Origin of the sequence: Tateyamaria sp. Alg231-49 (genome assembly GCF_900143535.1) — a bacterium.
GTDB lineage: Bacteria > Pseudomonadota > Alphaproteobacteria > Rhodobacterales > Rhodobacteraceae > Tateyamaria.
Map to the genome: position 1 here is coordinate 77,885 of NZ_FRFA01000013.1, position 13,616 is coordinate 91,500.

Sequence of the window (13,616 nt, forward strand, 5' to 3'; positions counted from 1 at the left end):
TCGCGGATGTGCCAGCCACCATTGTGCGTTCTGAATCGAATGCAACTCGGCCCCGTTACGCGACAGCCCGTAGGACCCATTAAAGTCAATGGCGCGCACATCGTCATGGACAGTCAGTGCATTGACCGAAGTGGCCTCAAACGCGCCATTGTGCCAAACCTAACAGTCCTGCAACAGCACATGCATCCCCGGCGTGCCGTCATCATTAAATGACCACCCATCCTTTGCTCCATAACTCGCGTCGCACGCAAAGAACGCGATCAGACCGTCCTTGCGCCGTACCCGCACAGCATCCAACGGCGCAGCAGGACTGGACGGCGTAGAATAGCGGAACGTGCAATCGACCCCAACGATATTTCGCGCAGCCACATCGTCGAAATGCAGGGCCCCCGTTATGCCGCCCTCAATATCGAACCCCTCGATATAGAAATCCTGATCATGGGTCAGAAACCGCGCCCCGTGAAACGAACGCATCAACGCAATGTCTTCGACGCCCGGCGCACCGGCAATGTTCACATGCACTGTGGACTCGTCCAACACCCAACGTCGCCGCACAGGGCGCAACATCCGCGACGTTCTCCAGCTCAGTGTATAAACCCTCCGGCGTCAAAACATCAGTGCGAAACACCCGGCGCACCGAACTTACCTCTGCCGAATAGGTCCCTTCGGCATTCGACCAACTCACCTCAAAAGGCCCGGTGCGATAGCGCAGGCGCCCACCCCAACACCGCAACCCGCTGATCCGGTTCGGTCTGGCCATTGCCGGTAAACGCGCTGCCTTCATAGGTATCGGCATCAACCAGCACGCGGTACGGCGCACCAGTTGCATTGCCGGCATCAAAAGTTGCATGAATCGTACGCTTGGCCGAGGAAAAGTCCCCATCCTGCGCCCCAAAGCCCATCATTAGAATCGTGCCCTGCTCGGGAAACATGAAATGCAGGCCCGGTCCATATGGTCGGATGCACCAGATCGCCAGCACCTGTCACCATCAGCGCACGGGTTACTTCGGCAAGATCGACACGGTCCGCAGGTGTAATGTCATAACCACCCTGAACGGGGCTGCTCAAACCGGCCACATATTCATGAAAATTGTCGGAAATAGGCATCACAAGCCTCCATGCTTAAAGATTTGGGCAAAATGCAGAGGCGTGGCTAAACACTTGATAAAGGTGCGTACGCATCGCGGCGCTTCCACAGCTCATTGTCGATGATGTGAACGTCTAAGCGTCTGAATAATATTGGTTTTCAGAATTGTCATCTGACAAATACATCTGACGTAAGGCTGTTACCGCTTCTGATAGGCCATCTTTGTGACTTACGAGATAGTGCAGGTACGCACCGGGCCGTTCTACTTTAGGCAATATCTCAAGGATATAAAGAACAAGGATGGCAGCGGGCACCGAACCTATGCTTCTGCGCGCATTTTCGAATGCACTCTCAGCAATGCCTATCATGGGCGCGACAATGGCCGCAGTGCGTGTCACATCTGTCCATTGGTGCATCGGATCTGGGAAAAGTGTCGCTTTCTCTCTGCAAAGCGCGTTGATTTCATGCAGTGTGATGTCTTCTGCCCCATCTGTTTTTTTTCTTTCTTGCTGTTCTTTGTGCCGTTCATTTTGGCTGTCACTGGCGTTCATTTCCATTGTGGAAGATGCTTTTTTCAAGACGGCTGACAAGCGCGCTATGGCCTGGCCAATCAGGTCCAAGATTTCATTCAAGCCCAGTTTACGCCGCATCGCGCGTGCCAGATCGGCAAGGAACGATGTATGAGGCGCAGCGTCTTGTGCTTTTAGCTCTTTGAGGAGCGCAAGCAAACGCGCCCTTTGTGCCGCGAGCGCTTCGGCTTGGTCCTGAGCAGTCTGGGCGGCCTGGCGGATTTTTGCGGTCAGACGAATAAGAGGTGCGAGGTCGATGCCGAAAGCAATCTCGTTTGCCCCCTTGCCCCGGCGATACCGTTTGCCATTGCTGCTGGCGCTGCGGGTGATCAGTCCGGCAGACACAAGCGCGCGAAGGTGGCGCCGCAAGGTGCTGTCTGGCATCCCGCCCAGTCGGTCACAGAGTGTTCGATTGGACGGATAGACGATCAAGCGGTCCGCAGTCACTGGCCAGAAGCGCTGTGGGTGAAAGGTGATTAGCGTGCGCAGAACGCCAAGCTGGCGATGACCGATACCAAAGCTTTCTGCGGCATGGGTCAGGGCCTCAATCAGGGACCATTTGTCAATACAAGCAGGTCCGGCGGACGCGGACGCCCCGGCCTGCCCGACATTTCGTTGGGCATGTGTAATCATGTGTCATATGACGAGAGACAACAGTTTTCTGCCCCCGGACATGGGACCGGAGTTGACAGAGACAGGCGCTGCGGGCTACTTCAAAGGTGCAAGCTTATGAAGGGCCTTCCGAGACACCGTTTCGGGGGGCTTTTCTTTTTTCTGCGGGTCTGCTCGTATCCTCCTGTGGGTTGGTTACTGCTCGTCTTCCGAACGGCTGGCGGACCAGCGATCGTGAAGCTCTGCGATGACGGCTTCGGCCTCGGCATCAAGCCAGGCGGCAAAACCATCCTTGTTTGAAATGTTCAGTGTCACACCTTTGCGTCCTGTCCGGATATCACCCAGTACGCCGCCAGCGGCGCTGCGCAAGGCGCGCGGTTTGTCAACCGTCACTTTGGGGGTAGGGGCCTTGGCGCGGTCAAACATCGCGTCAAAGCGTGCATCCGACGTCATCGTAAGGGCGTCTGGCGTGTCAAGGAAAGCAAAGGCGCGTGTGCGCATGCCCTTGACGTCAATGAGTTTGACAAAAGCCAGCCAACGATCGCGGCCAATGCCCGGTGCAGGGCCAATTTTGCGCAGCGTGTTCAACGGGACGGCTTGCCCGACCTTCAGCATCCGGCTCACCATAGGCTGGTCGATGGACAGCGCGGCGGCAATGGTGTCGCGCGCATAGCCTTCCGCCTCAAGCTGAGCAGCAAAACTCGCCTTTTCCACAAAGCTGAGGTCGCGGCGGGCCGTGTTTTCCTGACCTTGGGCCATGATCAACTCGTCATCGCTCAACTGACGGACCATCGCCTTGACGGGCAGGCCCAGTTCCTTGAGCGCACGCAGACGTCGGCGGCCATAGACAATCTCGTACCGTCCCCGGGTCTTGCCATGAGGGCGCAGAAGCACGGGTACCTGCTGGCCATAAGTGCGCAAGGACTCCATCAACGCGCGGTGATCGGCATGGTCATCACCCAGCCGATCCTCAAGGCCCGCGTCATCAATCTGCGCAGGATCAATGTCCTGCACCGCGTTTTCCTGCAGCTTTGACAGCGAGGATTGCAGAGCACCCACAGCGCCGCGCGGGGCAGGGGGCTTGGGGCGTTTCGGCTCTGAGGCGACCTGCGCCAATGCGGGGTTCAGTATGTTTTTACGGACCATCTATCGTCTCCATGCATGATGAAGCAGCTGTTCTATCTCGTCGTTTACAGCATTCAGTGACTCAAGCGCGCGGTCATAGGTCTGGCGGTTGAACTGTGTACGCTCGACCTCGTAAATCGTTTGCTGAGTCAGGCCAGCATCCGAAATCGCCGTGGATTTCAGCATGGGGGCGACCATCACCTCGTCCTTGAACAGGGTGCGCAGAAAGGACACCACCTGCTGCTGCGGACCATCGTTGGGCTCGTACCGGTTGATAAGAAAGCGCATAAAGTCGAAAGACATCGGCGCACCTGCGTCGGCCACCACGTCCAGCAAGTCCGCACTCATTTGCAGGAATTGCGCCATCGAGGCGACATCGAGCATGTTGGGTACAATCGTGATCATGACCGAGGTCGATGCACAGAGCGCCGACATGGTGAGATAGCCAAGTTGCGGCGGACAGTCGAACAGGACGACGTCGTAATCCGCCTCAACCTCGCTCAGCGTGGCAGCCATGCGCGCATAAAACGCAGGTTGGACATTGTCGATCAGCGCGCGGGGCGTTTCATGTTCAAATTCCTGCAACATGAGGCCGGCAGGCACGAGGTCGATACCCGGAAAAAACGTATCCTGAATGACGGCTGACAAGGGCAGGGGGTCATCATAGCGCAGCGCATCATACAGCGTGCCCTGATCCAGAAAGTCATACTCCGGGCGATAGCCAAACAGCACTGTTAGAGACGCTTGCGGATCCACGTCAACGCACAGAACGCGATAACCCTTGAGTGCCAGGCGCTGCGCCGTGTGGATCGTGCTGGTGGTTTTGCCGGACCCGCCTTTGAAGTTGAGAAAGGACAGCACCTGCAGTTTTTCACCAAGGCGACGGTTCGGCAGATAGCTGGTCTTGCCGCCATCCAGGGTGCGGCGCAGGGTCAGAATGTCGTCCGCTGAATACTGCCGCCGGCCCCCTTGCGAGGTTTCAACCTCGGGCGCCTTGCCGTCAAAATGCAGCTTGCGCAAAAAGCTGGTAGAGATGCCCAAAAGGTCCGCAACCTCACCAGCTGAAAAGCGGCGCAACACCTTGCGCGCGTCTGGGGCAAAAGACGCCAGCATATGCGCATCAAGCGCCGCGCCAAGCGTATCGGCCCGAGCGCGCACGCGTTCGTTGATCAAAAGGGGCTCTGCCACGGTTTGCCTCGATGTAGTAACGCTTTGTTTCGCCAAAGCACTGTTTAGCGTTACATAATCAAAGAGGAGGGGACTTGTCCACAGTTCTGACATTGTGGGTCGTTTCATCACAAGCCCAAGATGTGGTGTGCACGACGAAAAACAGACTAAAGCGTGTGTAAAGCACTGGGATTACTCCACAATTCACATGGGCATAGATGTGGCTCTATTCCGTCGTCTAGAGAATGTTTATGTCCTTTCCGACGGTCCCAGGCCGCTAACCTTCCGAATCGGTCCAAAGAGCGATCGTGGAAGGGCACAACGACAGACCCATTGTTGCATGGCGTGTGCACTGGCAGGGCAGGGGGCCTAGCAGGCGCGAATACCCATTTTTATGATGTTTTCCCCTTTGACCCGCGAAATGCTGCGGATCTTGAAGCGCCCTTCGGCCATGTACCACTGTTTCAAGGACTCGGGATAGTAATTCGCAATCACCTTCGACGCACGGTTGAACGTTACCGTATCAAGGGGGCGCCCATAAGAGCTGGGCCCATGAAACCCAAAGGTCGTGTTCGGCGAAATGCACGTGTTCGGCAGACCAAGGAACATAGTGCAGGTTGAGAAACAGATCGCACCACGGATTTCCACCGGTCGGTTTTGTTTTCGCAATTGCCCGAGCTGGAGCAACCTTTCCCGCAGTAACCCGCCCCGGTCATTGCGCACCACCAACGTTTCCGGTGCATAGCTGATTTGTGTCTGCGCCTGTGTTGCTTGTGATGTCACCCCAAGACCAACCGCCATTGCCAGGGCTGCAAACCCCTTTATGCAGGCCGCTGATGCGCCCGCATTCCCAGTTACCCAAAACCCCATTTTTCACTCCACTCACGTGGTCGGGTGTAAACAACCGACCCATACGCCCCCACGTACACAGCCGAGTTAAAGGCGGGGGCGTTAAAGAGGAGTTGATGTGCCCCATTGCAGTGTTCAGGGTTTTCGACAATTTCAAATACAAATGGGGCGTTAAAGGACTGCAAGCGCGCCCGGTCGTCGCGCCCTACCTTTACAGGTGGAAATTGACAGGAGTCTCAGTGAGGGGCTATTCGGAAAAGCGGCTGTGGCCTTTCTTCATTCCAAACGAAAAGGGCCCGCATGCGGGCCCTAACACTTCTCAAGCTGTTAAAAACTTACAGTCAGGGCGACGTCGTGGATGGAGTGCTCGGCGTCGAAGGCGTGCTGCTACTACCGCCCGACAGGCCAACGATAACTGCCAAGCCGAGGGTAGCTCCAAGTATAGGGACCAAATTTGTAACAGGCGGACCCGGCGGCAGACCAAGGTTCGCTTCACCAGGGGCGTTTGCCGTATTCTCGCTGTCAATTTGTTGTATCAATTCTTGGGCAGAAACAACCTGCGGCGCGAAAAAGCCAAAGGACGCGGCCAAGGCCAGAAGCGAAAAGATCTTGTTGGTCATCATAAAACCTCCGAAGGATGTTGTACTTGTATATCATGGACTTTAAGGCGAGGGAAAGGACAACCCGCCAATGCTGGCAAAAATTAGCCACGTTCCCCAAAAGGGGCCCAAATTAGCAGCTTTGTTTCTTTCATTAGCCCTTAGAAATGTATATTGAGGTCGAATGAACGCGCAAGTTTAGGTAAGCATCTGAAATAAATGCAAGTTTCACGAAGACTCTCTGCCGCCGACATTAACGCACCTCAACCTGCTGGTACAACGGTTGATGAGGATGTCATTGATCTGGGAGCTTTGCTTGCCACGATATGGCGCGGAAAATGGCTTATCATACTGCTCACCGGTTTGTCGGTGCTGGCAGGCGGGTACTACGCATACGTCATGGCGACGCCGTTATATCGCTCCACGGCGGTGGTGATTCTTGAAACCAACCAGGAACAGATTGTTGATCTACAGAGCGTAGCAGGCGGTCTTTCGGGAGACACTTCGGAAGTGAACTCGGAAGTTGAGGTTTTGCGGGCCCGCGGATTGATGGGCAAGGTCGTTGACCGTCTGAACCTTGTCGAAGATCCGGAATTCAATACCGAATTGCAGGCAGCAACGCTGAGCGATCAAGTGAAAGACCATATCAAGGACATGCTGGGGCTGACAGACATCCCAATTGTCCTTACGCCCGAAGAGCAAGAGCAGCGCACCCGAGACGGCGTGGTTACTAAGCTGCTGGAGGCAACGAGCATTCGCAATGTGCCGCTGAGCTTGGTTTTCCAAGTTACAGTCGAATCAGAAAACCCGCGTAAGTCCGCGCGTATCGCAGACACGATCGTCGACCTTTACATCCTCAACCAGATTGAAGTGAAGTTTGAGGCAACGGAACAGGCCACTATTTGGCTCAGCGAACGCGTATCAGAGTTGCAGGCGCGGCTGGAGCAGGCCGAAGCGGACGTATCAGAATTCAGTGCCTCGACCGAGCTGGTATCCATCGAAGGGCTGCAAGCGCTCGAGCGGCAAATCAAGGACATGCGTGACCGCATTGCGACGGCCGAGGCGAACCGCAGTGATCTTGAAGCAGGTATAACGGCTTTGGAAGCCGCCGCATCAAAAGACGCACAAGCCGCGCTTGCGGACGACGCACAACTCACACGACTGTTGCCGCGGGCAACTACCGACGATGCGATGGCCCAGGCCTTTGACACGCGTTTTCAGCAGGTTTTACAACGCCGACAGATCGAGTTGACCCGCACTGATCAACAATTGCGCGCACTTCGCACTTCGGAAGTCGAGCTGAACCGTGCATTGGACCAGCAAGGCGAAGACCTGATCACTTTGCAACAGTTGACCCGGGAGGCAGAAGCAACCCGCGTTCTCTATGAATATTTCCTCACGCGTTTCAACGAAACGTCGGCTCAGCAGGGTATTCAGCAGGCGGACAGTCGAATATTGTCGAACGCGGTTGTGCCTTTGAATCCATCTGAACCTCGCAAACCGCTGATCCTTGCGATGTCTGGCATGTTGGGTTTGATGTTGGGCGCGGGCATCATTCTGCTACGCGAAATGCGCAATAACGGCTTCCGGACCGCGCAGGATCTGGAGGCGTTCACCGGCTATTCGGTTCTGGGCCAAGTCCCAAGCATGCCGTCCTCAACCCGGCGCAAGGTATTGAAATATCTGTCAGACAAACCGACCTCCGCCGCCGCTGAAGCTATCCGAAACCTGCGCACGTCGATCATGTTGTCAAACGTGGACAATCCGCCAAAGGTAATCCTCTCTACATCCTCCGTGCCGGGGGAGGGGAAGACAACCAACTCGTTGGCCTTAGCGCAGAACCTGCTTGGCTTGGGCAAAAGTGTTCTCTTAATAGAAGGTGATATCCGGCGTCGCACTCTTAATGAGTACTTTTCGGATGTGCCGAAGCAAGGCGTGGTTTCAGTACTAAATGGTGATAAATCTTTGTCTGACGCGGTTTTTCATAACGAAGGCTTTGGCGCGGATGTACTTGCCGGCGAGGTGACGAGAATCAACGCCGCTGACCTTTTTGCGTCAGAGAAGTTCAAACAGATGATCAAAGAAGCGCGCGAATCCTACGACGCTGTCATTATCGATACACCACCCGTACTAGTGGTTCCCGATGCTCGGATTATCGCAGAAGTGGTGGACGCAATCATTTTCACGGTTCAGTGGGACAAAACGAGCAAAACCCAGGTCGAAGAATCGCTGCGCTTGTTCCACACCTCAGGTCAGCGCGTAACTGGATTGGTTCTTAGCCAAATCAGTGCTCGTGGGATGAAACGGTACGGTTACGGTGGCCGGTATGGGGCTTATTCGGCGTATGGATCGAAGTATTATTCGAATTAGGCCTTTATTGGGGGGGAACAACAACGCAAACCGCAAGTGTTTTGGAAGTAGTGCAATCTTCTCCTGCCATGAGAGCAAAATACCCATGTTGCTTTTGACTTCTCTCACTGGGCTGCTCCTAAAAAATGCCTTGATCACAACCAAGAGCCTCCACGGGAGTCAGCACTAGGGTTCAGTTATTGCCTTTCGGCTTTTGGGGCTGGCTTCGCCTATGGTGTGCCATAACGACCCCCGTAAAAACCCAATACGTCCAGTTTGATAGGCCCGAGAGAAAAAGAAAACAAATCACCAGGAACAAAAATACCGATCCATATCGTGCATCGCCTGTCATCGCGCGGTAGGAGGTCATTAGCATTTGGGTTCCTGCTAAAATCCAGGCAACGATACCCATCTCGCCAAAGATATCCAGCATGAAATTGTGGGCTTCGCGGATGAGGTCAGAGTTTCTTTTCTCACCCCATCTTTGAAAATCGCTGACCCAAAAGTAGTCGGTATAGGTCTCACGCCAGTTGCCATAGCCAACTCCGAAAACCGGGTTCTCCAAGCCAAAATTCAAAAAGCTAATGTAGTGTAAAAAGCGTGAAGTACTTACATCGATCAGAAACAATATCTGTTGTGCTGTGAGTACTGATTTGAGCCACCAGATTAAGACAGGAAACAGCACGGATATGACTGTGATCAAAAGAGCCAGTTTTTGAAAAAGAGCACGGCGATGTACGATTTGAAACAGTGCCGCAAAAAGTAGTGCTATTAGTGGGCCCCGACTGACCATCAAGAGGGTCACTATGAAGAGCGTAATTGCCGCGCGCTTCCGTCCTTCAATCCAGCAGAAAAAAGCCAGCGCCCCAGCCAGAGCGCCTGAATAGCCTGAGCCACCCATGGTGCCCATATAGCGCGGAATCTGGATGCCCAAGTCAGGCAAAAGACCCCCTGTAAGATTGGCATCAATGCTACGTACCCGCTGGCCCATCCCCAATTGAATCAAGACAGTTTCCATCACGATGATCAACAAAATAATCCAAACCAGCCGTCGGGAGGTAAAATCCGCGATTTCGTTCGGATTTATGCGCGAAACCAACTCCGCAAGACCCACTCCACCAAGCAGGACGGTTAACTGCACGTAGCTACCCGGGCCAAGCTCGTTATAGGCCAACGACAGGTATCCCCAAATCACCAGGAAATAGCTGGGCAACAGAAATCGTGATATCTGGAGTGACAGAGCCAACCAAACCAGTCCCGCCACTGCGGCGATGTATCCCAGAAAGATTGGGATATGCCCGATCGAACGAAATGCCCCCATCATCGCCATGACCAGCAAAATAGGGCCTGCCCGTGAGGCGATATTCTGGGTCTGGCTGAACTTATGCGTGTCGGGATTGAGTTTCATTGTACAGACACTTCCCCCAACAGATCAAAGGTGGTTATCGTCATTGTCTCGACTGAATAGGCCGACACGATTTGGTTACGAGCGGCGTGCGATAACCGGGCCACATCGGTGTCTGTAAGCGCTGCCAACGCGGCCGCACCCTCGCTCGCATCAGTATATAGTCGCCCTGTCTCATTGTCGCGGACTAGATCTCGATTGCCCGATACATCGGTGACCACAGGGCAAAGACCTTCAGACATTGCCTCCTGCACTGCCAACGGCATGCCTTCCCAGCGCGATGATGACAAGAATACATGGGCCTGAGCCATAAAAGGCCGCGCCGAGGGCACTCCACCTTGCAGCTCGACCTCGTCTCCCAAACCCTCAGCTTGTACCCGTTTGCGAATTTCATCAAATCGCGCCCCGGTGCCCAGCACGACCATGTGAAATTCGCGCCTACCTTTTAGAGCTATGGCTACATCGAGCATCAGATCTGGGTTTTTCTGATAGTCATAGCGCGAAACCGACAAGATCTTAAGTGGTGCACCTTTCTTAAGGACGGGTGCGTTGGCTTTCGCTGGTACAACCACGCCATTTACGATGGTGCGCAGCTTTGCTGGAGGTATCAGATGTGCAGCGGTTATGGCTTGTGCTTCAGTGTCAGAGACACAGATCGCCGAGGCAGTCCACATGCCGAGAACTTTTTCCAGACCCAAGTAAATGGCTTTTTTCGCAGCGCCGTATTCGCCCACATGCAGACCATGAAACGTGTGCACAGCTTTTGCCTTTGTCAGCAGCGCGAGCAAACGTCCGTAAAGTCCCGCTCCCTTACCGTGGGAGTGGACCACTTCGATTCCTTCGTGCCGGATCAGCCGGACTAAGGAGAAAAGCGCAGATATGGTAAATTTGCGGTGAGGGATCGTAGTTATTCGGTCGGCTCCCAATAGTTCCGTGTATCGGGAATGATAAGGATCATCCTCTGGACAGCCTACCCAGATTTCCGCCGATTCCGGTCGATTGTCCAACAGCTGGAACAAATGTTCTGGTCCACCACCCAGATCAGCCCGAACAGTCAGCATCAGGACGTTCATACCCGCGTGCCTTTTGCCGCCATTGCGGCATCGATCGCGGATTTTATTTTCGCTTTGAAGACATCGCCGTGGAAATTCGCGGCGTGGGCACGGATGATCTCAGGTTGGTCAAGTAGACTTGGATGGGATTCCAGTGCGTCTATTGCCGCGTTCAACGCTTCGGGAGTTTGTCTGTCAAAAAACACACCCGTTTTACCGGGCACAACATAATCCAGCGCGCCGCCTCGGCCATATGCCACCACAGGCCGCCCACAGGCCATGACCTCTAATGGTACAATGCCAAAATCCTCCTCTCCGGGAAAAATCAGCGCGCGGGCCTTAGCGAACTCTTCTTTGAGCTGTTCAAAGGACACCCGCCCCAAAATACGCACATTGGCTCCCGCCTGTGCCTTGAGCTTTTCGAGGACCTCGCCATCCCCCACCACCGTGAGTTTGCGGTTCGAACGGGTAAAAGCCTCGATTGCCAAGTCGGGGCGCTTGTAACTCACCAGCTCGCCCGCCATCAGATAATGATCGCCGACGCTGCCGCTCACAAAGTCATCGATGGCCACGGGAGGGGCGATCACTTCCGCTTCGCGGCGGTAATAGCTATTGATCCGCTGAGCGGTAAAGCTGGAATTAGCAACGAAGTGATCCACCCGCGCGGCCGAGGTCACATCCCAGATTCGCAAGTGATGGGCGAGTAAGGGCATTATTGCGCGCGTCAATCGCCCAGCTGTGTTTCTATAGACGTGGTAGTGATCCCAGATGTAGCGCATCGGCGTGTGACAATAGCAGACATGGGTGGCATCGGGACGGGGGATGATTCCCTTAGCTGGCCCACTCTCTGATGAGATAATTAAATCGAATTCCGACATATCCACCTGCTCCAGTGCTCGGGGCATCAAGGGCAGATATTTCTGATAGTGCCTTTTGGCGCCGGGTAGGCGGCCAACGAAGGTCTCCCGCACCTCCCGACCTTCGGTCAAGGTTTTGACTGCTTCCGGATCATGCACATGAGTGATTAAAGTGGCATCCGGGTACAGCTCGAGGAGTTTTTCGATTACCTTCTCGCCGCCACGCAAGCCAACCAGCCAATAATGAACTATTGCAACCTTCACATCACTTCTCAAATTTGAACTCGAACAAAGTCCGACCATTGCTCTGGAGCAAGCTTTTGCAGTGAGGCGCCTTGACTTGCGACTATCGAGTGATACCAGACTATTGGCACCCAAAAAACAGCAAAGACACGTTTGGGATTAACAAGTTGCTTGAGTTGGGGTCAATTCGGTTGCGAAAGGCAAAGGCCCTATGTCTCAACGTGCGAGCGGTTCTATTCTCAAACGGCTCATCAAAGGGGGCGCCGCTGCCCTGCTCGTTAAAGTAGCGTCCGCTGTTCTGTCATTTGTGATGTTCATCTTCATTGCGCGTGGCATGAGTCCTGAAAGTTTTGCTTTGTTTGGGTTTGGGTTTTCGGCCGCAACCTTGATCGTTTTGGGTGGGTCCGTGGGGCAGCGAAAAGCGACATTGCGCTTTGTGCCTATTTACCAAGAAAGGGACGACCAAGCGTCACAAAGAGGCCAAGTGCGGCGAGGCTACATCACTGTAACTTTTGGTTGCTTGGTCTTGGGTTTGCTTTTTGTAGGCTTGTCCAACCTTTTTGCCAGCCTGACTGGCGGTGCATATGCCTGGTCTGTCGCGTTCTTTGCGCTTGTCCTGGGGCTGGCGGAGTATCAGGCCCACGTATTGCGCAGCCACGGTAAGATCGTTCTGGCTTTTGCGCCGCGCGAGGTGATCTGGAGGGCGGCTGTAACGGGGCTTTTTGCTATTCCCGCGTTTAGTCTGGCGCCGCCAATCGACGTGACGATCGGATTTGGCATCATCGCTATTATCTTGCTCGGTTTGACTTTGTTGCAGGGGCGGATCCATCCGTCGACTCGGCCGCAAGCATTGATCTCAGACGCGGTTGACATGACTGATCAACCTCTCTGGCTGCGATCTGGCTTAATTTTCTGTGGCACAGGTCTTTTGCGGGCAGCCACTCCAAATGTGGCTATGTTGCTTATTGGTGTGATGTTGCCCCAAGAAGGCGGTGCATTCTTTGCTGCGCTCCGCTTGGCGATGGTTGTAAATCTTGTCGAGGTCGCGTCGCACATGTTGGCCATGCCAATGCTCTCTGCGGCACATGAGCGTGGTGACAAAACTTCTGTTCATTCAATCAGCCGGTTTGTCGCGGTGGCTACTGCTGTCCCGGCATTGGCATTTTTCCTGTTTTTACTGTTTGCCGGAGATTGGGCGCTTGGCCTCTACGCAGCTGAGTTTTCCCATGCGCAATCGGTACTTGTGCTGATCGCCGGGGGGCATCTCTTTAAGTGTTTGTGCGGCCCGGGCGCAGCTTTGTTGCAGATGATGGGGCAGGAGGCCCAATTCCTGCGGCTGGCATTGTTCGTCAGCGGGTCTGTTCTGCTCAGCCTTGTGCCGTTGATCTGGATGTTTGGTCTGTATGGTGCAGCACTGGCGACGGGGTTAGAACTGGCGCTCATAGGTGGATTGGCGTGTTGGGTGGCGCGTCGTAAGCTGGGCGTGGACTCCAGTATTTTGGGTCTGTTCAGAGCTATAGAATCCGCGCCGTGACCAAAGTCCCTCCGAAATTCTATAGAACTCCAGAGATAGGCCAATCCGATTGGTGTTGGGATGCACGTAACACGGCCCGAGTGATGATTAAGGAGGCGAAGCTTGCGCTCACACGCCGAGCAAAGCTCCTCAATCGCCCTATTGCGGTGCTCTTTGAGCCGCGCAGTG

Annotated in this window: 11 protein-coding genes; 2 read left to right on the forward strand and 9 right to left on the reverse strand. The window is 54.5% G+C overall.

Annotation, left to right across the window (positions count from 1 at the left end; genetic code table 11):
* Positions 1–159: 159 nt before the first annotated feature.
* The 6 genes from DHN60_RS17145 to DHN60_RS17170 form a co-directional block, all read right to left on the reverse strand.
* The gene (locus DHN60_RS17145; RefSeq protein WP_108838553.1) at positions 160–567 is read right to left on the reverse strand and encodes a hypothetical protein; all 408 of its coding nucleotides are present in this window, start codon (positions 565–567) and stop codon (positions 160–162) included.
* Between the two features lie 270 nt (positions 568–837).
* Positions 838–1,107 carry a hypothetical protein gene (locus tag DHN60_RS22365; RefSeq protein WP_159089268.1) on the reverse strand — a complete coding sequence of 90 codons (270 nt, stop codon included), beginning with the start codon at positions 1,105–1,107 and terminating at the stop codon, positions 838–840.
* A 114-nt stretch (positions 1,108–1,221) separates the two neighbouring features.
* Entirely contained in the window at positions 1,222–2,289 is a 1,068-nt protein-coding gene (gene repC / locus DHN60_RS17155) for a plasmid replication protein RepC (RefSeq protein ID WP_108838555.1), read from the reverse strand.
* Positions 2,290–2,463: 174 nt separating this feature from the next.
* The gene (gene repB, locus DHN60_RS17160) at positions 2,464–3,414 is read right to left on the reverse strand and encodes a plasmid partitioning protein RepB (RefSeq protein ID WP_108838556.1); all 951 of its coding nucleotides are present in this window, start codon (positions 3,412–3,414) and stop codon (positions 2,464–2,466) included.
* Positions 3,415–4,581, reverse strand: coding sequence for a plasmid partitioning protein RepA (repA, locus tag DHN60_RS17165; protein ID WP_108838557.1), 1,167 nt, complete (start codon positions 4,579–4,581; stop codon positions 3,415–3,417).
* A 348-nt stretch (positions 4,582–4,929) separates the two neighbouring features.
* A complete protein-coding gene (locus DHN60_RS17170) occupies positions 4,930–5,430 on the reverse strand; it encodes a hypothetical protein (RefSeq protein WP_108838558.1) in 501 nt (166 codons plus the stop codon).
* A gap of 797 nt (positions 5,431–6,227) precedes the next feature.
* Between DHN60_RS17170 and DHN60_RS17180 the strand changes: the two genes are divergently transcribed.
* Positions 6,228–8,378 carry a polysaccharide biosynthesis tyrosine autokinase gene (locus DHN60_RS17180; RefSeq protein WP_108838560.1) on the forward strand — a complete coding sequence of 717 codons (2,151 nt, stop codon included), beginning with the start codon at positions 6,228–6,230 and terminating at the stop codon, positions 8,376–8,378.
* A 172-nt stretch (positions 8,379–8,550) separates the two neighbouring features.
* Here the strand turns inward: DHN60_RS17180 and DHN60_RS17185 are convergent, their stop codons facing one another.
* The 3 genes from DHN60_RS17185 to DHN60_RS17195 are packed head-to-tail and all read right to left on the reverse strand — an operon-like array spanning position 8,551 to position 11,935.
* A complete protein-coding gene (locus tag DHN60_RS17185; RefSeq protein WP_108838561.1) occupies positions 8,551–9,765 on the reverse strand; it encodes an O-antigen ligase in 1,215 nt (404 codons plus the stop codon).
* The gene (locus DHN60_RS17190) at positions 9,762–10,835 is read right to left on the reverse strand and encodes a glycosyltransferase (protein ID WP_108838562.1); all 1,074 of its coding nucleotides are present in this window, start codon (positions 10,833–10,835) and stop codon (positions 9,762–9,764) included. Before DHN60_RS17190 ends, DHN60_RS17185 begins: the two co-directional genes overlap by 4 nt.
* Positions 10,832–11,935, reverse strand: a complete 1,104-nt coding sequence (locus DHN60_RS17195; RefSeq protein ID WP_108838563.1) for a glycosyltransferase — start codon at positions 11,933–11,935, stop codon at positions 10,832–10,834. The genes DHN60_RS17190 and DHN60_RS17195 overlap by 4 nt, the downstream gene beginning before the upstream one ends.
* A gap of 190 nt (positions 11,936–12,125) precedes the next feature.
* Here DHN60_RS17195 and DHN60_RS17200 point away from each other — a divergent pair, with 190 nt between their 5' ends.
* Entirely contained in the window at positions 12,126–13,448 is a 1,323-nt protein-coding gene (locus DHN60_RS17200; protein WP_108838564.1) for a lipopolysaccharide biosynthesis protein, read from the forward strand.
* The last annotated feature ends 168 nt before the right edge of the window (positions 13,449–13,616 follow it).

Coding starts and splice junctions, on each gene's coding strand:
- DHN60_RS17200 (WP_108838564.1), top strand. CDS start 12,126: ATGTCTCAACGTGCGAGCGGTTCTATTCTCAAACGGCTCATCAAAGGG.
- DHN60_RS17185 (WP_108838561.1), bottom strand. CDS start 9,765: ATGAAACTCAATCCCGACACGCATAAGTTCAGCCAGACCCAGAATATC.
- repC (WP_108838555.1), bottom strand. CDS start 2,289: ATGATTACACATGCCCAACGAAATGTCGGGCAGGCCGGGGCGTCCGCG.
- DHN60_RS22365 (WP_159089268.1), bottom strand. CDS start 1,107: ATGCCTATTTCCGACAATTTTCATGAATATGTGGCCGGTTTGAGCAGC.
- repB (WP_108838556.1), bottom strand. CDS start 3,414: ATGGTCCGTAAAAACATACTGAACCCCGCATTGGCGCAGGTCGCCTCA.
- DHN60_RS17180 (WP_108838560.1), top strand. CDS start 6,228: ATGCAAGTTTCACGAAGACTCTCTGCCGCCGACATTAACGCACCTCAA.
- DHN60_RS17145 (WP_108838553.1), bottom strand. CDS start 567: ATGTTGCGCCCTGTGCGGCGACGTTGGGTGTTGGACGAGTCCACAGTG.
- DHN60_RS17170 (WP_108838558.1), bottom strand. CDS start 5,430: ATGGGGTTTTGGGTAACTGGGAATGCGGGCGCATCAGCGGCCTGCATA.
- DHN60_RS17190 (WP_108838562.1), bottom strand. CDS start 10,835: ATGAACGTCCTGATGCTGACTGTTCGGGCTGATCTGGGTGGTGGACCA.